The sequence below is a fragment of the Avrilella dinanensis genome, assembly GCF_002807015.1.
GTDB lineage: Bacteria > Bacteroidota > Bacteroidia > Flavobacteriales > Flavobacteriaceae > Flavobacterium > Flavobacterium dinanensis.
In genome coordinates this window covers 1210170-1232854 of sequence record NZ_NIPO01000001.1, presented here as the reverse complement: position 1 = coordinate 1232854, position 22685 = coordinate 1210170, and the positions used below count along the sequence as shown (strand labels likewise).

31 protein-coding genes and 1 pseudogene are annotated in these 22685 nt (G+C 36.2%); 29 read left to right on the top strand and 3 right to left on the bottom strand.

All coding sequences use genetic code 11. From position 1 onward, the window contains the following. The first annotated feature begins 70 nt into the window (after positions 1-70). The 13 genes and pseudogenes from CDL10_RS05825 to CDL10_RS11590 form a co-directional block, all read left to right on the top strand. Entirely contained in the window at positions 71-517 is a 447-nt protein-coding gene (locus tag CDL10_RS05825) for a GNAT family N-acetyltransferase (protein WP_100677661.1), read from the top strand. 73 nt (positions 518-590) lie between these two features. Further along, positions 591-671, top strand: coding sequence for a DUF1272 domain-containing protein (locus tag CDL10_RS11525; RefSeq protein ID WP_243389346.1), 81 nt, complete (start codon positions 591-593; stop codon positions 669-671). A 274-nt stretch (positions 672-945) separates the two neighbouring features. Next, the gene (locus CDL10_RS05815; RefSeq protein ID WP_100677660.1) at positions 946-1509 is read left to right on the top strand and encodes a Crp/Fnr family transcriptional regulator; all 564 of its coding nucleotides are present in this window, start codon (positions 946-948) and stop codon (positions 1507-1509) included. 10 nt (positions 1510-1519) lie between these two features. Beyond that, positions 1520-2641: a DUF3089 domain-containing protein gene (locus tag CDL10_RS05810; protein WP_100677659.1), complete on the top strand. Its 1122-nt coding sequence runs from the start codon at positions 1520-1522 to the stop codon at positions 2639-2641. Positions 2642-2816: 175 nt separating this feature from the next. Next, positions 2817-3491 carry a type 1 glutamine amidotransferase domain-containing protein gene (locus tag CDL10_RS05805; protein WP_100677658.1) on the top strand — a complete coding sequence of 225 codons (675 nt, stop codon included), beginning with the start codon at positions 2817-2819 and terminating at the stop codon, positions 3489-3491. A 62-nt stretch (positions 3492-3553) separates the two neighbouring features. Continuing rightward, on the top strand, positions 3554-3856 hold the full coding sequence (locus tag CDL10_RS05800) for a putative quinol monooxygenase (RefSeq protein ID WP_100677657.1): 303 nt from the start codon (positions 3554-3556) through the stop codon (positions 3854-3856). A gap of 11 nt (positions 3857-3867) precedes the next feature. Beyond that, a complete protein-coding gene (locus CDL10_RS05795; RefSeq protein WP_100677656.1) occupies positions 3868-4611 on the top strand; it encodes an SDR family oxidoreductase in 744 nt (247 codons plus the stop codon). Positions 4612-4814: 203 nt separating this feature from the next. Then, positions 4815-5603, top strand: coding sequence for a type 1 glutamine amidotransferase domain-containing protein (locus CDL10_RS05790; protein ID WP_100677655.1), 789 nt, complete (start codon positions 4815-4817; stop codon positions 5601-5603). 73 nt (positions 5604-5676) lie between these two features. Beyond that, the gene (locus CDL10_RS05785) at positions 5677-6108 is read left to right on the top strand and encodes a putative quinol monooxygenase (RefSeq protein ID WP_100677654.1); all 432 of its coding nucleotides are present in this window, start codon (positions 5677-5679) and stop codon (positions 6106-6108) included. A gap of 15 nt (positions 6109-6123) precedes the next feature. After that, a complete protein-coding gene (locus CDL10_RS05780; protein WP_100677653.1) occupies positions 6124-6537 on the top strand; it encodes a GlcG/HbpS family heme-binding protein in 414 nt (137 codons plus the stop codon). A 29-nt stretch (positions 6538-6566) separates the two neighbouring features. Next, a complete protein-coding gene (locus CDL10_RS05775) occupies positions 6567-7202 on the top strand; it encodes an NAD(P)H-binding protein (protein ID WP_100677652.1) in 636 nt (211 codons plus the stop codon). A 29-nt stretch (positions 7203-7231) separates the two neighbouring features. After that, positions 7232-8626 (top strand): aldehyde dehydrogenase family protein, encoded by a 1395-nt coding sequence (locus CDL10_RS05770; protein WP_207760143.1) that lies wholly within the window; start codon positions 7232-7234, stop codon positions 8624-8626. 205 nt (positions 8627-8831) lie between these two features. Beyond that, positions 8832-8989: pseudogene (locus tag CDL10_RS11590) on the top strand (IS1595 family transposase); the annotation flags it as partial. A 93-nt stretch (positions 8990-9082) separates the two neighbouring features. Here the strand turns inward: CDL10_RS11590 and CDL10_RS05760 are convergent. The 3 genes from CDL10_RS05760 to CDL10_RS05745 form a co-directional block, all read right to left on the bottom strand. Beyond that, a complete protein-coding gene (locus CDL10_RS05760) occupies positions 9083-9946 on the bottom strand; it encodes an SDR family oxidoreductase (protein WP_100677651.1) in 864 nt (287 codons plus the stop codon). A gap of 78 nt (positions 9947-10024) precedes the next feature. Then, on the bottom strand, positions 10025-10594 hold the full coding sequence (locus CDL10_RS05755) for a Crp/Fnr family transcriptional regulator (protein WP_100677650.1): 570 nt from the start codon (positions 10592-10594) through the stop codon (positions 10025-10027). A 796-nt stretch (positions 10595-11390) separates the two neighbouring features. After that, positions 11391-12272: an NmrA family NAD(P)-binding protein gene (locus CDL10_RS05745; protein ID WP_100677649.1), complete on the bottom strand. Its 882-nt coding sequence runs from the start codon at positions 12270-12272 to the stop codon at positions 11391-11393. 73 nt (positions 12273-12345) lie between these two features. Between CDL10_RS05745 and CDL10_RS05740 the strand changes: the two genes are divergently transcribed. The 16 genes from CDL10_RS05740 to CDL10_RS05670 all read left to right on the top strand — a co-directional run bounded on the left by CDL10_RS05740 (position 12346) and on the right by CDL10_RS05670 (position 22659). Then, complete coding sequence (locus CDL10_RS05740) at positions 12346-12741, top strand: winged helix-turn-helix transcriptional regulator (RefSeq protein ID WP_100677648.1); 396 nt, start codon at positions 12346-12348, stop codon at positions 12739-12741. Between the two features lie 271 nt (positions 12742-13012). Further along, positions 13013-13321, top strand: a complete 309-nt coding sequence (locus CDL10_RS11520) for a cysteine hydrolase family protein (RefSeq protein ID WP_243389297.1) — start codon at positions 13013-13015, stop codon at positions 13319-13321. Further along, positions 13291-13665 (top strand): isochorismatase family protein, encoded by a 375-nt coding sequence (locus CDL10_RS11515; protein ID WP_243389296.1) that lies wholly within the window; start codon positions 13291-13293, stop codon positions 13663-13665. Before CDL10_RS11520 ends, CDL10_RS11515 begins: the two co-directional genes overlap by 31 nt. 83 nt (positions 13666-13748) lie before the next feature. Next, a complete protein-coding gene (locus CDL10_RS05730; RefSeq protein ID WP_100677647.1) occupies positions 13749-14084 on the top strand; it encodes a nuclear transport factor 2 family protein in 336 nt (111 codons plus the stop codon). A gap of 34 nt (positions 14085-14118) precedes the next feature. After that, positions 14119-14982 (top strand): pirin family protein, encoded by an 864-nt coding sequence (locus CDL10_RS05725; RefSeq protein WP_100677646.1) that lies wholly within the window; start codon positions 14119-14121, stop codon positions 14980-14982. A gap of 23 nt (positions 14983-15005) precedes the next feature. Continuing rightward, entirely contained in the window at positions 15006-16811 is a 1806-nt protein-coding gene (locus CDL10_RS05720) for an amidohydrolase (protein WP_100677645.1), read from the top strand. An 88-nt stretch (positions 16812-16899) separates the two neighbouring features. Next, positions 16900-17316 (top strand): OsmC family protein, encoded by a 417-nt coding sequence (locus tag CDL10_RS05715; protein ID WP_100677644.1) that lies wholly within the window; start codon positions 16900-16902, stop codon positions 17314-17316. A 9-nt stretch (positions 17317-17325) separates the two neighbouring features. Beyond that, entirely contained in the window at positions 17326-18219 is an 894-nt protein-coding gene (locus CDL10_RS05710; protein WP_100677643.1) for an alpha/beta fold hydrolase, read from the top strand. 101 nt (positions 18220-18320) lie between these two features. Next, complete coding sequence (locus CDL10_RS05705) at positions 18321-19196, top strand: SDR family NAD(P)-dependent oxidoreductase (protein WP_100677642.1); 876 nt, start codon at positions 18321-18323, stop codon at positions 19194-19196. A gap of 194 nt (positions 19197-19390) precedes the next feature. Continuing rightward, positions 19391-19759 carry a nuclear transport factor 2 family protein gene (locus tag CDL10_RS05700; protein ID WP_100677641.1) on the top strand — a complete coding sequence of 123 codons (369 nt, stop codon included), beginning with the start codon at positions 19391-19393 and terminating at the stop codon, positions 19757-19759. An 11-nt stretch (positions 19760-19770) separates the two neighbouring features. Further along, the gene (locus CDL10_RS05695; RefSeq protein ID WP_100677640.1) at positions 19771-20091 is read left to right on the top strand and encodes a MoaF-related domain-containing protein; all 321 of its coding nucleotides are present in this window, start codon (positions 19771-19773) and stop codon (positions 20089-20091) included. Between the two features lie 29 nt (positions 20092-20120). Beyond that, complete coding sequence (locus CDL10_RS05690) at positions 20121-21311, top strand: amino acid ABC transporter substrate-binding protein (protein ID WP_100677639.1); 1191 nt, start codon at positions 20121-20123, stop codon at positions 21309-21311. Positions 21312-21390: 79 nt separating this feature from the next. After that, the gene (locus CDL10_RS05685) at positions 21391-21603 is read left to right on the top strand and encodes a (4Fe-4S)-binding protein (protein ID WP_100677638.1); all 213 of its coding nucleotides are present in this window, start codon (positions 21391-21393) and stop codon (positions 21601-21603) included. Positions 21604-21617: 14 nt separating this feature from the next. After that, the gene (locus CDL10_RS05680) at positions 21618-21920 is read left to right on the top strand and encodes a GNAT family N-acetyltransferase (RefSeq protein WP_100677637.1); all 303 of its coding nucleotides are present in this window, start codon (positions 21618-21620) and stop codon (positions 21918-21920) included. Positions 21921-21934: 14 nt separating this feature from the next. After that, positions 21935-22345, top strand: coding sequence for an OsmC family protein (locus CDL10_RS05675; protein ID WP_100677636.1), 411 nt, complete (start codon positions 21935-21937; stop codon positions 22343-22345). A 2-nt stretch (positions 22346-22347) separates the two neighbouring features. Beyond that, positions 22348-22659, top strand: coding sequence for a hypothetical protein (locus CDL10_RS05670; RefSeq protein WP_100677635.1), 312 nt, complete (start codon positions 22348-22350; stop codon positions 22657-22659). Positions 22660-22685: the final 26 nt, after the last annotated feature.

The window sequence follows — 22685 nt, the reverse complement described above, 5'->3', positions numbered from 1 at the left end:
AACTAAATTGGATTCATTAACAACTAAAAAAATGTCAATCTATACCAGGACATGACAAAAACATCACCCTATGATAACAAGAAAAGCGACAAAATCTGATATAAAAACCCTATCAAAACTTTTTGACGATTACCGAATATTTTACAAAAAACAATCTGACGTACAATCTGCAGAAAACTTTCTATTTGAAAGAATTCAAAATCAAGACTCTGAAATTTTTGTGACTGAAAATGACAGCAATGAAATAATTGGATTTGTTCAACTCTACCCCATTTTTTCTTCAACAAGAATGCAAAGACTTTGGCTTTTGAACGACTTATTTGTAAGTCAAAATTACAGAGGTAAAGGTGTTTCCGTTCAACTTATTGACGAAGCAAAAAAGGTATGTATGGGAACAAACGGTTGTGGACTTGTTTTAGAAACTTCAAAAACAAATCATATTGGTAATAATCTATATCCAAAAACAGGATTTACATTAGACACCGAGAACAATTATTATTCGTGGGACAATAAATAGAATTGAATATGTTAGAATTATACAATGCTGTGAAAATTGTGGTAAAGACTCATCAAAAGAAAGTGCATAAGCGATGATATGTAATTATGAATGTAAATTTTGCAAAGATTATGTTGAAAATATTTTAGAGAATGTTTGTCCGAATTGTGGATGAGGATTAAAAAAACGACCGACAAGGTCTAAAAATGGATTAAAGAAATATCCAATGAGAGCCGATAAAATAATAAATCTCGTTTTTGACAATAAATATTTAGAAGCTAATAAAAATATCGACTCCAAGAAAACGATAAACTTAATAAATCCAAAACAAAAACGTCATCTAACATAGCTGGCAAAATGGCGGGTTAAATGCAAAATTTAAATTTATCCGCTGTTAAGTAAAGCGGCAAAACGTTGGTGTCAATTTTAAGACATGTATCGTCCATAAAATGGAAAGACTAAGAAAACATATAGAACAAATAAGTCCTTTATCCAATGAAGAATTTGATAATATCAAAATACTATTCACTAAGAAGCGGGTTCTGAAAAATCAATACTTATTACATGAAGGAGATGATGCGAAGTATGAATTTTTTGTATTGTCAGGATTGTATAAAGTTTTTTTTATTGATGAAAATGGAAAAGAATTCATTCTTCAATTTGCAAAAGAAAACTGGTGGATGAGTGATTATCAGGCATTTTTCAAGGAAAAAAAAGCTACGGTTTTTATAGAATGTATAGAGGCAGGAGAAGTATTGGTTTCCACTCTAGAAACAAGAGAAAAACTTTCTGCCGAATTGCATAAAATGGAATATTTTTACAGGATAAAACTCACCAACGGATATGTAGCATTGCAACAACGAATTAAACAATTGCTTTCCAGTACACCACAAGAACGCTATGAAGCTTTCGTAAAACTTTACCCAGACTTACTCCACCGTTTACCCAAAAAGCTCATTGCCGAATATCTGGGGCTAAGTCGAGAAACCCTGAGCAGAATGTATTCCAAATAAAACCATTACTATGCGAACTCTAATCTTATTATTACTTGTCGTCTCAGCAAATAGTTGTGCTTTATTTAACAAAGAAAAGGCAGTTGCGTACATGCAACGAAAGATGGATAAAAAAGGACCTCAAAATCTCGGATCTGTACCTGATTATGCTGATTTGAAATATTGGGCTTCTTCTCCTTTTAAAATCGACTCTAGCGATATCGTTCCAAACGGTGTTGAAAGGCCGAATGCCGAATTGGAAGCGGACGTGTTTTTTGTACATCCAACTACTTATATCAGCGGCGATGGTAACACTTACGATTTAAGTGAATTGGGTAAGAAGCCTTTTAAGGGGATTAAAATCCTGAAAGAAGCTCCCTGGAATGCCAACATTGATGATAAGGCCGTAAATCTATCAACCGACACCTTAAGCATAGGCAATCAAGCTACTGCATTTAACGCAAGTTGCCGTGTTTTTGCTCCACGATACCGGCAGGCAAACATCAAAGCTTTTTTCGTAAGTAATGAATCCGCTAATGCAGTCCAAGCTTTTGATATCGCCTATCAAGACATCAAAGAAGCGTTTCAATATTATTTAGACCATCACAATGAGGGGCGGCCCATCTTTATTGCCGCACACAGCCAAGGGTCGAGGCATACAGCAAGACTATTACAGGAGTTTTTTGACGGGAGGCCTTTACAAAATAAATTAGTATGTGCTTATCTTGCAGGTTATAAAACACCGGTAGATCTATTTAAAAATATTCCAATTGGCACTTCACCCAATCAGACCGGTTGTGTTGTTGCTTGGCAAAGCTTTAACGCAGGTGCCACTTTTACTGAAGCCGAACTGAACATGTACGGCAATACAATTGGCGTTAATCCAATTACCTGGACAATAGACAAAGGAAAGACAGCTACCGCTAAAAAAGCAGGAATTTTGGTGCCTAGTTCAGGACAAAGAGCATCCATTGTTGAGGCCGAAATTTCGGCAACGATTGACGATTATGGTTTATTGATGGTAAAAACACCCAGCTCTCTTAATCATTGGCTGAAAAATGCGAACAACTTCCACGTTTGGGATTATAATTTATTTTGGATGAGCATCAGAACAAATGTAGCTGATCGCTTAGCTGCTTTTTATAAAGAGTAAGGGATACTATTAGTAACAATAAAATAATTCCATAATATTTATGGCTTTCTATGTAAAAGTGTGACTTCGATCACACTTTTTTTGTGCGTTGCCTCCTTCTTAAAGGGTAGTATCTCATCGTACCTTTGATATATCAAAAGTAACAAAGTAAGTAACAATTTAAAATGTAGAAATCATGAGCAAAAAAGTTTTAATCATTGCGTCCAACGCCAATGCCATCGGACCCAACAACAGAAGAACAGGTGTTTTTCTACCAGAAGTAGCGCACCCTTATACCGAGTTTGACAAAGCAGGTTTTAAAATCGACTTCGCTTCTTTAACAGGTGATACACCTTATTTAGACGCACTAGGATTAGCAGGTGATCCCGACAACCTTAAATTTTTGACGGGTGATGGTTGGGATCTAATGCAAAAAGCAACCAAGTTGGAAGATTTGGATACCAGTGTGTATGATGCTGTTTTTGTTCCGGGAGGATTAGCACCTATGGTAGACATGCCTGAAAACGAATTATTGAAAAAGGTGATAGTCCAGACTTATGAGCGTGGTGCCGTAATTAGTGCCGTATGTCACGGCCCTGTAGCATTCCTTAATACCAAATTGAGTGATGGCTCCTATCTTGTTGAGGGCAAAAACATTTCATCATTTACCACAAAAGAGGAAGACAACTATGCCAGAGCCGATGTTCCTTTCGATTTACAAACAGCATTGGTAGAACAGGGTGCTATATTTCATGAGGCAGAACCTTGGCAGGATCAAAGCATTCAAGACGGACGAATAGTGACCGGACAAAATCCCGCTTCGGCAAAAAGTGTAGGCGAAAAAGTAGTCGCGTTATTAACTGAAAAATAACACATTAGAGACAGTTCCTTTCGGGAAATCAAGAGAAATTGTTTCAATTAAAATTTAAAATCATGAACAATAAAACAATCATAACCTTTGCCAAATGGCAGGTAAAACAAGGTAATTTAGACGCCGTTGTATCACTTTTGAAAGAAGCTGTTGCAAAAAGCTCTGCTGAAGAAGGGAACCTGAAATATGAAGTATATCAAGGGAATGACAACGAAAATATCTTGATGCTTTTTGAAGAGTACAAGAATCAGGAAGCATTGGAATTTCATAGAAATTCCGCACATTTTCAGGATGTAGTGGTTGGAAAAATAGTTCCGTTATTGGAAAACAGAGAAGTAATAATTAGTTCATTATTGGACATTTAAAAATAATTAAAATGGAAAATAATATTCAAAATAAAGTCGTCGTCATTACTGGAGCCAGTAGCGGTCTGGGAGAGGAAACAGCCAAATATCTTGCTGAAAAAGGAGCGCGTGTTGTGCTTGGAGCAAGACGAGGAGATAGATTGGAACAAATTGTAGCAGAGATTACCTCGAAAGGAGGCTCTGCAATATACCAAGTTACAGATGTAACCGATAAAGAACAAGTCCTGACCTTGGTTAACACTGCTGTAACTACTTACGGTAAAATTGACGTTTTGATTAATAACGCTGGTATCATGCCTATTGCCCCAATGTCTGAGCTTAGGATCGATGAATGGGACAGTATGATCGATATTAATATCAAAGGGGTCTTGTATGGAATAGCAGCTGCTTTACCCATTTTTCAAAAACAGGAATCTGGGCATTTCATCAATTTGGGTTCTGTTGCTGGCATCAAGGTTTTCAGTCCGGGTGGTACTGTTTATAGCGGAACCAAATATGCGGTTCGTGCTATAACCGATGGTCTTCGACATGAAGTTGGCGGAAATATACGAACAACTACGATAGAACCTGGGGCTGTTGATTCGGAATTAAAGTTCAGTACAAAGCACGAAACCAGTGCCAACGGCGTCAACAAGTTCTATGAACTGGCTATACCCGCTGCTTCTGTGGCAAGAGCAATCGCCTTTGCCATTGAACAACCTGCCGATGTAGATATCAACGAAATTGTATTACGCCCCACTGTGCAGGAGTTTTGATGCATATTAAGATGTAATAGAATGCAAAATCTAGTAATTATCTAAATAAAATAAAAAGTAAGAATCATTTTTATGTTAAGTCAAAAGTGATTTGCATCACACTCTTTTTGTGAGTATGCTCCTTCTCTTAAGGTACTTGTTTAAACTACCTTTGACTTATCAAAAGCAATAAAAATAGTATTAACAATTTAAAATTTATCATCATGAAAAAGTTCATTATCGCAACACTGGCAATTGCCTTTTTCTCTTCGTTTGCAGAAGGCAAAGAAGAAAATAGTTCCGTAGAAAAAGAAACTATTAAAAGTGAAGTAAAAGCAGACAAAAAAGTTTTAATCATTGTATCAAATGCTAACGCAATTGGTCCAAACAATCGTAGAACGGGCATCTTTTTACCAGAAGTGGCTCATCCGTATGCCGAATTTGACAAGGCCAATTATCAAATTGACTTTGCCAGTTTAACAGGAGATACTCCATATTTAGATGCGTTAGAATTGGCAAATGATCCACAAAACCTAGCTTTTTTAACAGGAGAAGGATGGAAAGCCATGCAAAAGGCTGTAAAACTATCGGATGTTGATGTTAGTAAGTACGACGCTATCTTTGTACCCGGCGGTTTAGCCCCAATGGTCGATATGCCGGAAAATAAACTCCTTAAAAAAGTAATTAAAGAGACCTATGAAAGAAATGCCGTTGTGGGTGCTGTATGTCACGGTCCGGTATCTTTGTTGAATGTAAAACTTAGCGATGGATCCTATTTGGTAAACGGTAAAAATATTACCTCATTCACAGATGAAGAAGAAGAAGCTTATGCATTGGCAGATGTGCCTTTCCTTCTTGAAACTGCCTTGACAAAGCAAGGTGCAAAATTCCATGCTGCTGAACCTTGGTCTGATCATAGCATTGCAGATGGTAATCTGGTAACCGGTCAAAATCCTGCTTCGGCAAAAGGAGTGGCTGAAAAAATGATTGCGATCTTAAATTTATCCAAATAATAATAGGCTGCAAATTATCCCCTTATCCTCTTCGTTGGATAGGGGGATAATTTTCGATTAAAAATGAGGTAGTATGAAAAACAATAAGGTTATATTCACGATAGTGCTATTCATAATGTTTACCTTGGATGGTTTAGCACAGACACAGAAAATGATGACACAAAATCTAGACGCTCCTACTAATAACAGTCAGATGATCATAAAAGATAGCAGTGTCATCCATGTTTTTGCAAGGTGGGAAGTCAAAGAAGGTCAGCTTGAACATGTTTTGAATTTTTTGAAGATAGTACACGATGAAAGTATCAAAGAAAATGGAAACCTTTTTTATCAAGTGCATCAAAGCAAGTCAGACCCTAACACGATCATACTATTCGAAGGCTATTCCAATGAACATGCATTCGAAGAACATAAGAAATCATTACATTATCATGAATATGTTTTGAGAAAAATAATCCCGCTTTTAGAAGATAGAGAAGTAATTGTAACCACTCCGGTAAACTTATAGTTAAAAAGTCTAGTTATGAATATCACATCTCAACAAGCAGATAAAGTCCTTGAATTTGCCAAGGCCAAAGCCAAAGAAATTAAAACCCCTATGAATATTGCCATTGTAGATGAAGGAGCTAATTTAAAATCTTTCATCAGAATGGATGATGCGCTTTTGGGAAGCGTAGATATAGCCATTAAAAAAGCTAAAACCTCTCGCCTTTTTGAGAAAAACACAGAAGATTTGGGGAAATTATCACAGCCGGGGGAGCCTTTGTATCTTATCGAAAACTCGAATAATGGTTTAATAACTTTTGCTGGCGGTGTTTTACTGCGAAACGATAGCGGTCAGATCATTGGAGCCATTGGTGTATCCGGAGGTTCTTTACAGCAAGACAAAGAAGTCGCCATGGCGGGGGCTAATATACTTTTATCGGATATTTCTTAAATTAGCAAATTCTAAAAATAAACTACAAAATGAAAATACTAGTAATAGGTACAACAGGAAGAGTAGGCCAACTTTTGGTAAAGGCTTTACTTCATGAGAATCATACAGTAGTTGGCACGTCCAGGAAAGCTGAACTTTTAATGGATTTTCCCAATTTTTCACAGATCAAATTAGATTTATTAAGCAGTGTAGAAGAAATAGAAGAAATGATCCCTAATGAAATTGAAGCTATTTATTTTGTATCGGGGTCAAGAGGAAAAAATTTGTTACAGGTTGATTTACACGGAGCCATCAAAACGATGCAGGTTGCAGAGAAACTTAACATTAAGAGATACGTCCTGTTAAGTTCAGTTTTTGCGTTGCAACCCAACAGATGGAACGAAAGCTTTTTGCAACCCTTAACCGATTACTACATCGCCAAACATTATGCAGATCAGTGGTTGCTTAGCACAGTCTTAAACTATACGATTTTGCAGCCAGGCACCCTAGAAGAAAAAAATGGTTCGGGAATGATAAAAGTCAACGTAGAAAATCCGGCAGGAAACGCCATTGAAAACGTAGTAACGACATTGGTTGAAGTATTACAAAATCAAGCTGCATTCAAAAAAGTCATCACGATGCACGATGGAGATACACCTATCAAAGAAGCTATTTCTAAGTTATAACTTTATCAACACAAATTAAAACAGCTATTATGATGAAGACCGTAAAAATAGAGTCACCTTACGACTTGAGCACAATCAAAGAATTGAATTTGATTGACAAGAACGAACTTGAAAAAGTTATTCAAACGGCTAAAAATCTTTTTGAAAACCAATCGCTCTGGATTCCTGCGTATAAAAGGATAGAAATATTGGAAAAAGCAGCCTCTTTAATGAGTGAGAGAATTGAAGAACTAACGCATTTGGCGCTCAGTGAAGGAGGAAAACCTTACAAAGATTCAAAAGCCGAAGTGCTAAGAGCCATCAAAGGTGTCAAATTAGCCGCCGAGCATATCTCACAAATTAAGGGTGAGCAAATTCCAATGGCTTTGACGGAATCAGCGCAAAACCGATTGGCTTTTACCACCAAAGAACCGATTGGTGTTGTAGCTGCTATTAGTGCCTTTAATCATCCATTGAATTTAGCGGTGCATCAGGTTGCGACAGCATTTGCAGCCGGTTGTCCGGTCATATTCAAACCAGCTATGACAACCCCCATGTCCGGGATGGCCTTGGCAGAAATTTTTAAAGAAGCTGGCGCACCCGAAGGTTGGTTACAGGTGATACTTTGTGAAAGAGATCTAGCCGAAGCATTGGTTACCGATTCACGAATTCATTTTTTCTCCTTTATCGGCTCAGCTAAAGTGGGCTGGTATTTGAACAGTAAATTGTCGCCAGGTACAAGAAGCGCTTTGGAACACGGTGGAGCAGCACCTGTCATTGTGGAAAAAGATGCTGATTTCGAAACGATGATTCCTGATTTGGTAAAAGGCGGGTTTTATCATGCTGGGCAAGTTTGTGTTTCGGTACAACGGGTTTTTGTACACGTTGAAATACTAGAAAATTTTATTGAGAAATTTGTTGTTGCAACGAATCAATTGTTGGTTGGGAATCCGGCAAATACAACTACCGATGTTGGCCCTTTGATCTCACCAAAAGAAGTAGATCGTGTAGAAGAATGGGTAAATGAGGCAATTGATGAAGGAGCACAGGTGCTTTCTGGAGGAAAACGAATTTCCACAACTCTTTATCAACCAACCGTTTTACTTAATCCTTCAGAAAAATCAAAAGTGTCAACCAGTGAAATTTTCGGACCGGTGGTCTGTATCTATTCTTATACCGACAGAGAAGAAGCCATCAGTAGAGCTAATGCCCTAGATGTCCATTTCCAGGCTGCGGTATTTACAAAAAATATAGACATCGCTATGGACACCGTTAAAAAACTTAATGCTACTGCGGTAATGGTCAATGACCATACGGCGTTCAGGGTCGATTGGATGCCTTTTGGCGGCAGAGATGCATCCGGAATTGGTATGGGTGGAATTCCCTTTACAATCAACGAAATGATGAGAGAAAAAATGACCGTGATTAAAAGTAAATATTTGTGATTACTATTTTAGTACGTCCTTAGAAAGAATATTTTTGGAAATCCCAACATTCATGAATAATAGTTTTTTTTTAAATTTGGCACACAAGTTAAGATATAAATTTGATCACTAATAATTTGAAAAAACTAAAAAAGTAGTAGTAAAGAATGATTTACACCATCTACATTTTTTTTAAATAAATTTATAGAACTGTAAATAAAATACCTACTCTTTAATGCATCAACAAAATATAGAGAAATATTTAGATGAATATAGCTACAGATTAAACAGGTCTATACATAAGCAAAATATTTTACCAATTTAATAATAGGAATAATAAGTAAAAAGCATATTGGATTACAATTGATTAAAAAAAGAAAGTAACTTTAAAGCTCTATTAATTAATTTAAACATAATGAGCCCAATATCTTTTCGGGCTCATTAACAACTATTGTTATCTATATTACATTACACTCTTTACACTAAAAAACCTTCCATTCCAAATGCCTTTATAGTTTTATTGAATTCAACTTGTACGGCATTATTTGCGGCATTAATATATTGTCCTGTAAAAGGATCAACATTAGTCCTTAGTGGACGTTCTCCTTTGGGTAAATTAATTAAATTCACAACGGCATCAGCAACATCTTGTGGATTGGGCTTTAAAGTTTCGAATGCTTTTCCAACAGCCGCCGCCATCTTATTAGGGAAATCTGCAATAGGTTCGTATGCGTCAACAACTGAAGTATCCGAACCAAAACTGAGTTTCTGCGACATCTCAGTCGGGAAAGCGCCTGGTTGTAGAATAGCAACGTCGACACCCAAGGGGCGTACTTCGTAATGCAAACCCTCGCTAATGCCTTCTAATCCAAATTTTGAAGCACTGTACATGACTGAGAAAGGAAAGGAAACTCTTCCAAATCCGCTAGTGATATTGATAATTAAGCCTTCTGATTGCTTACGCATATGCGGTAGTACCAATTTCATTAATCTCCAAGGTGCAATAACATTGATATCAAATATTTCTTGCACATCGGCTGTGGTAAAACTTTCTGCTATACCGTTTCTGCTGAAGCCAGCATTATTTACTAAAATATCTATTGTTCCTTCCTTGGAAATGATTGATTCAATGGCGTTTTGTACACTATCTTCATCTGTTAAGGCAACATCTAGTACGGTGATATTGTCTATCGTTGAAAGGGCTTGTGCTTTATCTAAATTTTTGCCCTTTGTATCTCTCATTGTAGCGTAAACAGTGTGCCCCAATGCAGCAATACTCTTTGCTGTAAGCCATCCAAATCCGCTATTTGTTCCTGTTATTAAAACTATTTTTCTGCTCATTATTTGTTGTTTTAAATTAATGACACAAAGTTCTTGATTTTAAAAAGGAAACTATTTACCATTTGGTAAAAAGCAATTTTAGCGGATGTTTTTTCTAATTCTACTCAACGATTGTTGGGTAATTCCCAAGTAAGAAGCAATATAAGAAAGGGGAATACGGTTGATAAGCATTGGGTATTTTTCAAGGAACGATAAATAACGGGTAGTAGCATCTTCTGAAACTAAAGGACTTCTTCTATCCATAGCGTCCATAAAACATTTTTGTACTATTTTTGCCGATATCTTGTCCCAATCAATGATTGTGTTTAAAATATCATCCCAATCTTTTCTAGAAAATACCAACATCTTACAGTCGGTAACGGCCTGTATATAATCAGTTGCAGCTGTTTGTGTATCAAATTTTTGCTGATCTGTTATGAAACTATCTTCGTTAATAAAATAATAGGTTATTTCTTCCCCTTTATTGTCGTAATAGCAAAAACGAAAAACGCCTTCCAAAACGAAACCAATGTAATTAGGCGATTTCCCTGCTTCGGAAAAATAGTCATCCTTTTTCAGTTCCAAGTATGTTGTTTTACTTTTGATAAAGTCGATTTGCTGTTGGTTTAAATTCCCAAACTGTAAAATATATTCAATTAATTTTTCCATTGTTGTAAAATTAGGAAACGGTTTTAACTACGTAATTACCATTTGGTAAAAAGTAATTTGGTGTCTTTTTTTTACGCAAAATCATGGTGACGGATTGTCTACTCAGTGGATTGTCTAGATGATAAATATATACAAAAATAATGAATTGTGATTCCCTAAAACCTTCTTTGTATTTGGATAGTTTGGTGGTTGAAAGCTTTTCCTCTTAGCCAAATACCACCGCTTCTGATGCTGCCAGATAAAAAGCGAGCTGAGAATAGAAAGATCAAAAGGTTACTCTATAACCTAGAGTTTTGCACCATATTTCCTTAATATGTTTGTCATTTATAAGCATCAACAACATTCCGACTAAAGCGATCCCATTTTGTGAACAATGCGAGATTCGTAGTGTTTTTTCTTTTCTTTAGGTTTTGAATTAATTCTTTTCATCGTGGACGATTAAAAGGATCTCGCTGAGTGATCTTCATAAATTACAGTTCGAACTTCAATTTTATGACTGACATAGTATTTTCTTAGCATCTGCTCTTGGTTTCGCTGAGAATAACCTTTATCAGTTTGTTCGTCAATACTTGCACCCACATAAAAATCCACAATATTTGTTCTACTAGTTATCATTCTTTTCCAACCTAGTATGGTTTCTAAATTCTAACATCAATTTAGAAAAAAATATGGTAAAATCAAAAGTACTAATGCTTTTAATTTTACCATATTTAAAAAGACTTTTTTAGTGCCCTCGATATTTACCAACGGTTTTTGAATAGTCCCATTAATCAAAAGTTATTTTTATTATTTGTAGTTAATTGTTTATAGAACGTAACTCTTTTATTTTTTGAATACCGATTTCATCCATCCACTGTTCAAAGCCTGTTAGTTTTGGCATCCAAGAAGATATAAATTCATAATCGATAGGATCATAACCTTCTTTCTCAATCATTTCAACCAATCTTGCAAATGTTTCACTTTGTTTATAAAGTATTTCTAGCGGTACTTGTATGAAATCAATCGGCTGGTTCAACTTCTCTTCCAAGAGTTGTAAGACTTGTTTAGGGGTATAAACTGTACCTCCAAAATCAATTGTTTTGCCATTGAATTGTTCATAGTTCTGAAATATTATTCGTGCAAAAGTTCCAATATCATTGGTTGATACCCAGGAAATTGCCGTTTCTTCTGGCAAAGGATTAATAAATTTACCATCTCCTAATCCGAAACTTGGTAAAAATAGGTTTTCCATAAACGAAGCAGGTCTTATTACAGCTCCTTGTAGATCACTTTCTAACAAATATTTTTCGATGGTGAACTTAAATTTCGGTCTGAATAAATCTTGTTTATCCGCACCAAGAACTGATGAGTAAAGAACAAATTTAACGCCTTGCATTTCTGCTAATTTAATTACTTCTATTCCGAGTTCTGCTTCTTGCTCATCTGTTTCTCTGCTAGAAACCCATACTGGAGGAAGAACGAGATAAAGTCCATCGATTTTTTTAAATAGATCACTTAAAGCTTGAATATTTTCTATATCACCTTTCACTAAAACCGCTCCAGCCTTTTCTAAATTATTAGCTTCAGACGATTTCGGATTTCTGGTAAGAGCAAATACCTCAAAATTATTTTCTAGTAATTCGTGTACTGTGGCGCTACCTTGTTTTCCGGTTGCACCTGTAACTAATATTCGTTTCATTTTAAAATTATTTTAAGCAAAATTACATTCATTATTTTGTAAATTTGTGTTTACTAACCTTTAGGAAAGTATTATGGAAAAAATAATAAAACCTTGTACGGAAAACGAAGAAATTTTAAAAAAAAGATTTTTAGCATTGAGGGATACTTTAGATTTATTAAGTGGTAAATGGCGTTTCTGTATTCTTCTAAATTTACATTATTATGAAAAACTAAGGTTTAAAGATTTTTTTGAAGTATCTGAAGGCATCTCCCCGAAAGTACTAAGTTCTGAACTTACTATGTTGGAAGCTCATCAACTGATCCAAAAAAATATTGAATATACCCCCACACAAGATATAACTTACTATGCCTTAACGAAGCATGCTCAAGAAGTATGGACTGTCTTGAATACATTAATTGAATTTGGGCTGTCCAATCGTAAAGAAGTAATCAAATCACTGTCGGATAAAGATAAAAATTTAGTTTAAATCAAAGAAAATCCATTTTCTAAACGCTACACGCCACTAAATAAATTTCTGAACAAGTTAACTCCTTATCAATTGCAATTCTGAGTCGCAGAAACCGCTGTAAAAATTCTCTTCATTATTATTCTCCTATCTTATTACTGATAGCTATTGTATAGAAATCCTACTTTCAATATTCACTATTTACTTCATTTTTCATTTCATAGACATTTGTCTACTTTTTTTTATTTCCATTAACATAATTTTGAATTATTAACTTTTAAATCAAAAAGAAATGGAAAAATCACCAAAAATTGGTCTTCAAGGGCTACTTCGTCCAGAAGACAGTATCGTAGTATTAATTGATCATCAGCCTTTTCAGGTTGCCAATTTACATAGCCACGAACCTACAATGATTATCAATAATACTGTAGGGCTTGCTAAAGCTACAAAAGTATTTAATGTACCTACTATTCTTACTACCGTTACCGAAGAACGAGGAGGCCTTATCATCAAAGGTATTCAAGATGTATTCCCAGAACAAAAGCCTATTAACAGAACATTTATCAATACTTGGGAGGACCTGCAGTTACTGATATCGTAAAAGAAAGTGGTCGTAAGCAATTGATTTTAGCCGGGCTGTGGACAGAGGTTTGTGTTGCAATGCCTGCAATTCAAGCTTTGGGAGAAGGTTATGATGTATTTGTAGTTACAGATGCGTGTGGCAGTGTAAGCCCTGAAGCACATGATATGGCTGTACGTAGAATGGTTCAGGTAGGTATTGTTCCAATCAATTGGTTGGCTGTAGTTTCAGAGTGGCAACGCGATTGGGCTCGTTTAGATACTGCATCTCAATTAGGTCCTATTTTGTTTGATCACGGTGGAGGAAGCGGAGTTGCCTTAGCCTGGGAATTGCAGTTACTTGCTACCACACCTCCGCAACAATAATAAATAGTATTAAAACAAAGACTGTCATATTTTGACAGTCTCTGGTTGATCTATCAAGTAATTTGTAACATAAAAGTATACTTATGAGTAACGATTTAGCTCTTCTAATGGAAGAAAATTTAGCTTGGGTATGGAGCGAAAGAGAGGCTTCTGACAGAATGAAATCAATTCAGACCATCTATACCGCTGAGAGTACTTTATATCATGTGGGCCATCAAACAACAGGATATGAAGCTATTAATGAAAGTATAAATAATATTCTGGCTAAGATGCCTGCAGAATTTAATTTTTTTAAACTAAAACCGGTGGTCATTAATAATAATGTAGGCAGGCTAATTTGGGGAATGGGACCGAATATAGAATCAATTGTAGCAACAGGAATGGACATCGCTGTATTTGAAGAAGGAAAAATACAATAATTATATGTATTTCTTGATTAAAAATAATTAGAATATGAAAAAACAAACTAGCTTTTCAACAAAAGGACAAAGAGCTGACATAGGCGATTTGACTATTTATCGGATGTTGGCGAATAGATATACCGATGCTGTCGGGCCATTTGTGTTCTTAGATCATATCATTCCGAAAGTTCATTCATCATCTATGGATAGCGGAACGGGCGGACATCCTCACCGGGGAATAGCGACATTAAGCTATATAATAGAAGGCGAAGATGAGCATTTTGATAGTATGGGAAATCATGCAAAAGTTTATTCTGGAGGGATTCAGTGGATGAAAGCCGGAAACGGGATTATTCATGATGAAACGTTAAATGTAGATTCCCGTACAGGAACCAATAGTACACATGCCTTTCAATTCTGGATCAACCTTCCGGCAAAAAACAAAGTCGAAAAACCGGAGTATTTAGCAATTCAAAGCGAAGAAGTCCCCCAAAAATCATTACCAAATGATAGTGGTTGGATAAAAGTAATTGTTGGCAATTATGAAGATTTAAAATCCATAATACCAAATTATTCCCAGCAGTTCTTATACCATATCCATATTGAAGCAGGGAAAAGCTTTTCCACTTTTATTGACGAAAAAATTGAAATAGCAGCATTTTTACCCACTAAGAATACAATCCTTAACGATGCTGAATTTGAAGCAGGTGAATTTATAGAATTTGACAGAAATGCAGGTGAAATCTTCATTGAAAACAAACTGAATGAAGCTACAGATATTTTACTATTTGGTGGTGAACATTATACAGAACCAATTGTAGCCGAAGGTCCGTTTGTAATGAACAGCCGGTCTGAGATAGCAGATGCCTACCGCGATTTTTATGCCGGAAAATACGGCAACATAATAAAACATTAAATAAACTTAAATCTAAAACAAACATGAAGAAAATCTTTACTATAGTAGTGGCAATTATCTTTGCTATAAATGCAAATGCCCAATCTGATAAGCAACTAATCGGTGCCGATTTGATTGTGTTCAATGCAAAAATTACCACTGGAAGCCTGACCAAGCCCGAAGCTTCTGCACTAGCAGTAAAAAGAGGTAGAATTTATGCTGTAGGTACAGATTCTGAGATACTGGAACTGAAGGACAATAATACCAAGCTTATTGATGCACATAGCCGTCGCCTGATACCAGGTATTAATGATGCCCACACACATTTACTGAACGAAAGAAGCTATAATTATAACGTAAGATGGGAAGGTGTACCTACATTAAAACGTGCCTTGGAAATGTTGAGTGAACAGGCAAAACGAACTCCTGAAGGTCAATGGGTTAAAGTGATTGGAGGTTGGTCTCCTTACCAGTTTGAAGAAAATCGACTACCGACCATCGAAGAAATTAAGAAAGCAGTTCCAAACAGACCTGTGATTGTACAGTATGCCTACAACCGTGCTTATTTAAATGAATTGGCTATGGAAGCTTTTGGAGTGGGTACGGATAAATTTCCGGACTCTCCGGATACAATATTCGAGAAAGATAAAAATGGAAAGTACACAGGTGTTATGCATTCGTACACATTTACATTTGCTGCACTAGAATTAATGGTACCACAACCGTCAGAAGAAGAGCAACTTAGTTCAATTGCTAATGCCATACATGATATGAATCGTTTTGGAGTTACCACAGCCGTCGATGCTGCTAGTATCTATGGTTACCCTCATGGACATGTTCCAATACAGGAACTAGCAAAAGAAAACCGCCTAAATATAAGAATGCCGTTTATAGATCTTCAGTTTGGTGACACCAGTAGTCCTAGTTTGGTAGATGCACAGATTAATGCCGTAACAAGAAAATCTCCAATTAGTGCAGGAGAAAACTTACATCCTCACATGGCACATGGTCACGTATACGAAGGTACAGGTGAAATACTTAGATTAGAAATACATGACCACGAAAATTTTGACAGACCTGCGGTCATCATAGATAAAGAACTAATGCATCGCTATATAAAAGAAGATATTACCAAACTTATAGAGAAAGGAATACCTTTTCGTTTGCATATTAGTTACAATGAAAACATCACATCATTTTTAGACGCTTTGGAGGAAATAAACAATAAGACACCATTGGACGGTTTACGTTGGAGCATTGAACACGCTGAAACCATTACTCCCGAAAATATTGCCAGAGTAAAAAAACTAGGTGGGGGTATTGCCTTAGATATGAAAATGGCAATGCATGGAGATGGATTTATAAAAACACACGGAATTGAAAAAGCATTACAAACCCCAAGATTAAGACAGTTGGTAGATAGCGGTATTCCACTAGCAATTACCACAGACGCGTTTAGAGCTTCATCATATAACCCATGGATTGGTATTAGTTGGATGATTACCGGAAAGTCTGTTTCAGGCTCTGAAATACTTGCAAAAAATAATCGGTTAACAAGAGAAGAAGCATTGAGATTAGTTACGGTTGGACCTACTTGGTTTGAAAATCAAGAAAGCGAAATGGGTAAAATAATTCCAGGTAATTTAGCAGATTTTGCGTTGCTTAATAAGGACTTTTTTACCATACCAGAAGATGAAATAAAAACCATTTCATCAGTTTTAACTGTACTTGATGGAAGAATTGTTTTTGGTGAAGAAGAATACAGCAAATTGTCACCTAAACTCCCGGAAACACTTCCCACATGGTCACCGGTGAAATACTTTGGAGGTTATTATAATACAAAGAACTAAATCACATTTTGCGACAATAATTTTTTCACTCATCCATTATATCAACCTTATTTAGAATAATCAAGTTTAATTTAAAAATCAAGTAATTATGAATTTAAAGAAACAAGCAACAGCCGTATGGAACGGTACGATTAAAGAAGGTAAAGGGCACCTGACTTCACAAAGCGGAGTTTTAAAACAAACCCCTTATACTTTTGTATCCCGTTTTGAAAACGGAACAGGCACTAATCCAGAAGAGCTTATGGCAGCAGCACATGCGGGCTGTTTTACCATGAAGCTGAGTGCAGACCTCACAGCTGCAGGCTACAATCCCGAGGAACTGACCACTACATCAACCATCACATTAGATAATGGTGTTATCACAAAATCCGATTTGGTATTGACTGCCAAAATTGACGGAATTACGGAAGAAGAGTTTCAAAAAATAGCCAAATCTGCCGAAGAAACCTGTCCTGTAAGTAATGCTTACAAATTAGAAATTACCTTAAAAGCAACTTTAATTTAATTCTCTAAAATGAAAAATATATTTACAATTTTAACAATGCTTTTTGTTTCGGCTACTATTGTTGCTCAAAGTAATGTGGCCTCTCTTGGAAGAGAAGAATACATTACGGTAGAAAAAAATGTCAAACTGCACGTCACAGATTTGGGTGAGGGAAAACCAGTGGTTTTAATTCACGGTTGGCCGTTAAGCGATGCAATGTATGAATATCAGTATCATTTTTTGGTTGATAAAGGCTACAGGGTGATAGGAATTACATTACGTGGATTTGGGAAATCAGACAAGCCTTTTGGTGCATATAATTATGATGTATATGCTCAGGATATAAAAGCCGTGTTGGATCAATTGGATATTAAAGATGCTACATTAGGCGGATTCTCTATGGGAGGCGCTATATCTATTCATTATGTGGCAAAATACAATAGTAGCAGAGTAAATAAGCTTGCATTATTTGGTGCAGCAGCACCGGTTTGGACCAAACGAAATGATTATAATTTTGGCTTTACCAAAGAAGCTGTAAATGATCTGATCGCATTGAGCAAGATTAACAGACCTCAGCTTCTAGAAAATTTTGGCAAAATATTCGGTGCGAGTGAAACGGCTTTACCTACAGGCATTGCCAACTGGCTGGGAGGTATTAATATAGAAGCTTCCCCTTATGCCACCACACAGAGTTTGATTGCTTTGCGAGATACAGATTTAAGAAGTGAACTTTCAAAAATAAATATCCCAACTGCCATCTTCCACGGAACAAAAGATATTATTTGTGAATTTGCATTGGCAGAACAAATGCATAAAGGAATTAAAAATTCTTATATCGTAAAATTTGAGAACAGTGGTCATGGTTTGTTTTTCGAAGAATTGGAAAAATTCAATACAGAGCTGCTCACTTTCCTGCAAAAGTAGATTAATAGTGAATAGCCTTGTCTTTAAAAACACAAGCGAACACAAAGGTTCTTTATATCTCGAAAAACAAGCATACGACAAATAACAATAAATCTATATATATGGAACGGAAAAAAACTAAAACAGTAGCCATTACTGGCGCAGGCAGTGGGCTTGGACTTGAGCTGGCGATCGGATTCGCAAAGCAAGGTTACAAAGTTTTTGGTACAGCATTCTCTCCACTCGAAATCGAGGCGCAAAAGCATGAGCTTTCTGATTTTGACATCACATTTACTGTGACTGATATCACCAATGAAACAGATGTCAGGAATTGGAGTAAAATCGTTGCTTCAACATTAGGGAATTACGGTTTAGATATTTTAATCAACAATGCTGGAGTACTTACTCCGGGACCTATGGAAGTATTGGAATTAGATGCTATTAGAAAAGAATTCGAAGTAAATGTATTCGGTAGCATTTCTACAATCAATGCCTTTCTACCATTACTAAGGAAGGCAAAGGGTCGCATTCTACAGATAGGTTCTTTGACTGGGCCTTTTTCTCTGCCATTCAGTGGTCCTTCAAGTGCATCAAAAGCCACTATGGAATCTTTTGCTGATGTATATAGAATAGAATTAAAACCACAAGGAATTGATTTTATAATGGTTCAACCAGGAAATATGCGTACTGGTGGTCCAGCTAAGACAGCCACACAGTTGAAAGAGGTATCGGATGCAATGACGGAAGAGCAAAAACAACTCTATGGTAAGTATTTTGAAAAATTTAGTTCTTCACTTAATGCAATGCAAGCCACTGGCTTAAATGGAGATCTGGCAGCGGCCAAGATAATAGAAATTTCGAAGCAAATCCCCGCCCCTATACGTGTAACAGTCGGAAAGGATGCAGAAGAACTTCTTCAAATGGTTAAAGAAAAAACAGATTCGGAATTAGATCAATTCAAGACGAAGCTTTTGGAACTCGACAATATACAAGAATAAAGTCTCAATTGAACATCTTCGACAAATACATGCATATGTATTGCTTTCAAATTTATCAGAAGTAATCAGAAAGTGAAAATCATTTAAGAGTAGCACTCATGTCAAAATGACGAACAATAAAACTGACAAGAATAGAAGTTTCAGACTTTGAAAATAGCTTGATGGCTTAGATTAAACTCATTAAAATATAAAAAATGAAAAACAAAGAAATCGTACTAAAAGCAATGAATGAATTGTTTCACGAAAAAGACAGTACTGCAATAGAACGTTATTGGCATGAATCTTACCAACAACACAATCCATCCATGATAAATGGTCACGAAGGGCTGAGACAGTTATTGCCGGTTTTAGATGCCAGCTTTAGGTGGAAACCAGGTATCATCGTGGAGGAAAATGATATTGTGATTACACACAGCCTTGTACATGGGTGGGGTCCAGTGCCAGTTATAGTAGTAGATATCTTCCGGTTGGAAGATGGGAAAATAGCAGAACACTGGGATGTTGTGCAGGAAGAAACCCCTGCTTCAAAATCTGGTAATGGGAACTCAATGACTTCTTTTTAAATTATTAAAACATGAAAAACAAATTAACAGGTAACAGATATATCATGGATGTAGGGATTTTGAAAACAGAGCTTTTCTTTGAAACGGATGAATCCATGGTTTTTACCGTCATAGACGGCGGTTCGCTAACGGAAAGTGGTTACTCGGAAAGGGTAGAAACTACTATTGCTGAAGTGCGTTCACAAGTATATATGATAGCATGGAAAGAAAAATCTGGAGCAACGGTAACCCATGTCGAAGACCATAAGAACGGAATTATTTACAGCAATGCAACGTTGCCTGATGGTAGTTTTTACACGATGAAAGGCAGCATACGCCTTTCAGGAGATTAAGAGAAATCTAATAATAAAATTCTGGCATTATGACACATTCAAATGAAAAAATAAATAACCCGATCCGTATTGGTTATAGCCTTTCACTTTCAGGTCCAGTGGCTGAGAATACTAAAGCAGTCAGGCTTGCACATCGCATTTGGGAGGAAGATATTAACAGCAAAGGCGGGCTTCTTGGTCGTAGAGTAGAGCTTGTTTGTTATGACGATAATGGAGATCCGTCACAAGTATCTGATATTTACACAAGTCTTTTAGACAAGGAGAAAGTAGACTTGGTTATTGGTGGATATGGAACAAATACCATTGCAGCCTCGATGTCTGTAATCATGGAACGTAAAAGATTCTTAGTAGGACTGATGGGGTTAGGCGTTAACTTGAATCTGAAGTATCCAGATTATTTTGCAATGATTCCTACAGGTCCTAAGCCCAATTCAACACTTACCGAAGGTTTTTTTGCACTTGCAACTTCCCAAACTCCTAAACCATTAACCGTTGCTATACTATCTGCCGATGCTGAATTTTCAAAAAATCCGGTTATTGGAGCCAGAGAAAATGCAGAGAAATATGGCTTTCAGGTTGTTTATGAAAGAACCTATCCACTTTCAACAGAAGATTTTACACCACTAATCGATCAGGTAAAAGTAATAAATGCCGATTTGTTTTTCATTTGTTCCTATTTGAACGATTCGATCGGACTGGTTCGTGCGATTCATAAGAGTGATTACCGTCCAAAGATGGTTGGTGGTGCTATGATTGGACCACAGAGTGCTTCTGTAAAGAAAGAGTTGGGGCCACTTCTAAATGGCTTTGTCAATTACGAATATTGGGTACCGGTGCCAAAGATGAATTTTTTGGGTGTTGCTGATATGTTAGCCAAATATCAGGCAAGGGCAGTTGAAGAAAATGTAGATCAGCTTGGTTACTATATGGTCCCTTTGGCATATGCACAAATGCAAGTGCTTGAACAGGCTATTATAGCAACTGAAAGTCTGGAAGATGTGGTTCTTTCTGCATATTGTCGGGATCATGCTTTTGAAACAGTCATTGGTAACATACGTTTTGGAGAAGGTGGAGAATGGGTTGAACCACGTGTGGTGCAGGTGCAATTTCAAAATATCAACAATCATGACATCGAAACCTTTAAGGACAGCCGTGTCCAAGTGGTTGTCGATCCTCCTATATATGCATCAGGTTCATTGATATACCCATATTCGCCATGATTTATCATTTGACTAAGCAATCATTAACATCATTAACTGTATAAACAAAATAACTAATCAATCTTAAAAACTAACAACTATGGAAAAACATGAATACCCAAAAGGAGAAATTGCCATTCTTTGGCAACCTAAATTATGTATTCACGCAGGAGTTTGTGTAAAAACTTTATCAAAAGTATATAATCCGAAAGAACGTCCGTGGATAAAAGCTGAGAACGCTACTACACAAGAGCTTATTGATCAGGTAGCGAAATGCCCGTCCGGAGCACTAAGTATTAAAAATAGAACTTAATAATTTTAGATATTATGGAAAATACAAAAGTAGTTTTTAAAGAAGACAGTATTTATGGCGAAGTTCAGCTGTTTTCAGATGACAAAAAAGCAGGTAAAATGGATATTTCCGTTGCAGATGAAAAGCTTAGGGTATATCATACGGAAGTAGATGATGAGTATGAAGGAAGAGGTTTTGCAAAACTATTACTTAATCAATTGGTAAGTTATGCACGAGAGAATAACCTGAGAATTATACCTCTTTGTCCGTACGTTCTTGCACAGTTCAAACGTAATCCGGAAGTATATGCAGATGTGTGGTTAAAGAAAACGATATAAATACTGGGTAATGTATGAAGTATATATTAGAAAAACCGGTAAAAGGAATTATAGGATCTCAAAAATACAAAACAGCTATTCATTGGAGAAATGGAGTTTTGATTACTGATGAACCCGAAAAATTAGGAGGTAAAGATATAGGCCCCGATCCTTATACACTATTACTGTCTTCTTTGGTAGGATGTACACTGGCAACACTCCGCATGTATATTGACCATAAAGGATTATCGATTTCAGAAATAAAAGTTGAGGCGAATATGTTCTTAAGAATAGAAAATCAAGAAACAACTACCCACATAGAACGAAAGATTGTATTTCAAGATCAACCAGATCAGGGAATACAGCAAAGGTTATTAAGGGTTGCCGAAAACTGTCCTATATCGAAAATGCTCAAAGGAGAAATTAAAATCTCAACCGAATTATAAAGATGAAGGAATTACGTTTCTTGGTTATTGGTAAAAATGAAGACATTCTGCAAACGCTAAAAAGAGTTATCGAAAATGATGAAGGATGGATAGCAGAAACATTAAAAAATGAAGCATTCGTTTACGAATATATAAACAAACACGATCTGGATATTCTTTTGTTAAGTGCAGGTTTAGATCAAACATTTGAAAGTAGCATAAAAGAATACATCAGAAACACAGGAAAACCAATAAAAATCATCGAACATTACGGTGGTGGTAGCGGATTATTGAAAAACGAAGTATATCAGCTTTTCCCTGAATTGAATGTGTAAAACACATACTTTTCTTAAAAGTAAGC

Coding starts and splice junctions, on each gene's coding strand:
- CDL10_RS11525 (WP_243389346.1), top strand. CDS start 591: ATGATATGTAATTATGAATGTAAATTTTGCAAAGATTATGTTGAAAAT.
- CDL10_RS05795 (WP_100677656.1), top strand. CDS start 3,868: ATGGAAAATAATATTCAAAATAAAGTCGTCGTCATTACTGGAGCCAGT.
- CDL10_RS05785 (WP_100677654.1), top strand. CDS start 5,677: ATGAAAAACAATAAGGTTATATTCACGATAGTGCTATTCATAATGTTT.
- CDL10_RS05685 (WP_100677638.1), top strand. CDS start 21,391: ATGGAAAAACATGAATACCCAAAAGGAGAAATTGCCATTCTTTGGCAA.
- CDL10_RS05770 (WP_207760143.1), top strand. CDS start 7,232: ATGATGAAGACCGTAAAAATAGAGTCACCTTACGACTTGAGCACAATC.
- CDL10_RS05825 (WP_100677661.1), top strand. CDS start 71: ATGATAACAAGAAAAGCGACAAAATCTGATATAAAAACCCTATCAAAA.
- CDL10_RS11520 (WP_243389297.1), top strand. CDS start 13,013: ATGGAAAAATCACCAAAAATTGGTCTTCAAGGGCTACTTCGTCCAGAA.
- CDL10_RS05690 (WP_100677639.1), top strand. CDS start 20,121: ATGACACATTCAAATGAAAAAATAAATAACCCGATCCGTATTGGTTAT.
- CDL10_RS05780 (WP_100677653.1), top strand. CDS start 6,124: ATGAATATCACATCTCAACAAGCAGATAAAGTCCTTGAATTTGCCAAG.
- CDL10_RS05805 (WP_100677658.1), top strand. CDS start 2,817: ATGAGCAAAAAAGTTTTAATCATTGCGTCCAACGCCAATGCCATCGGA.
- CDL10_RS05740 (WP_100677648.1), top strand. CDS start 12,346: ATGGAAAAAATAATAAAACCTTGTACGGAAAACGAAGAAATTTTAAAA.
- CDL10_RS05725 (WP_100677646.1), top strand. CDS start 14,119: ATGAAAAAACAAACTAGCTTTTCAACAAAAGGACAAAGAGCTGACATA.
- CDL10_RS05700 (WP_100677641.1), top strand. CDS start 19,391: ATGAAAAACAAAGAAATCGTACTAAAAGCAATGAATGAATTGTTTCAC.
- CDL10_RS05775 (WP_100677652.1), top strand. CDS start 6,567: ATGAAAATACTAGTAATAGGTACAACAGGAAGAGTAGGCCAACTTTTG.
- CDL10_RS05745 (WP_100677649.1), bottom strand. CDS start 12,272: ATGAAACGAATATTAGTTACAGGTGCAACCGGAAAACAAGGTAGCGCC.
- CDL10_RS05760 (WP_100677651.1), bottom strand. CDS start 9,946: ATGAGCAGAAAAATAGTTTTAATAACAGGAACAAATAGCGGATTTGGA.
- CDL10_RS05790 (WP_100677655.1), top strand. CDS start 4,815: ATGAAAAAGTTCATTATCGCAACACTGGCAATTGCCTTTTTCTCTTCG.
- CDL10_RS05800 (WP_100677657.1), top strand. CDS start 3,554: ATGAACAATAAAACAATCATAACCTTTGCCAAATGGCAGGTAAAACAA.
- CDL10_RS05810 (WP_100677659.1), top strand. CDS start 1,520: ATGCGAACTCTAATCTTATTATTACTTGTCGTCTCAGCAAATAGTTGT.
- CDL10_RS05680 (WP_100677637.1), top strand. CDS start 21,618: ATGGAAAATACAAAAGTAGTTTTTAAAGAAGACAGTATTTATGGCGAA.
- CDL10_RS05815 (WP_100677660.1), top strand. CDS start 946: ATGGAAAGACTAAGAAAACATATAGAACAAATAAGTCCTTTATCCAAT.
- CDL10_RS05695 (WP_100677640.1), top strand. CDS start 19,771: ATGAAAAACAAATTAACAGGTAACAGATATATCATGGATGTAGGGATT.
- CDL10_RS05720 (WP_100677645.1), top strand. CDS start 15,006: ATGAAGAAAATCTTTACTATAGTAGTGGCAATTATCTTTGCTATAAAT.
- CDL10_RS05675 (WP_100677636.1), top strand. CDS start 21,935: ATGAAGTATATATTAGAAAAACCGGTAAAAGGAATTATAGGATCTCAA.
- CDL10_RS05710 (WP_100677643.1), top strand. CDS start 17,326: ATGAAAAATATATTTACAATTTTAACAATGCTTTTTGTTTCGGCTACT.
- CDL10_RS05715 (WP_100677644.1), top strand. CDS start 16,900: ATGAATTTAAAGAAACAAGCAACAGCCGTATGGAACGGTACGATTAAA.
- CDL10_RS05670 (WP_100677635.1), top strand. CDS start 22,348: ATGAAGGAATTACGTTTCTTGGTTATTGGTAAAAATGAAGACATTCTG.
- CDL10_RS05705 (WP_100677642.1), top strand. CDS start 18,321: ATGGAACGGAAAAAAACTAAAACAGTAGCCATTACTGGCGCAGGCAGT.
- CDL10_RS05730 (WP_100677647.1), top strand. CDS start 13,749: ATGAGTAACGATTTAGCTCTTCTAATGGAAGAAAATTTAGCTTGGGTA.
- CDL10_RS05755 (WP_100677650.1), bottom strand. CDS start 10,594: ATGGAAAAATTAATTGAATATATTTTACAGTTTGGGAATTTAAACCAA.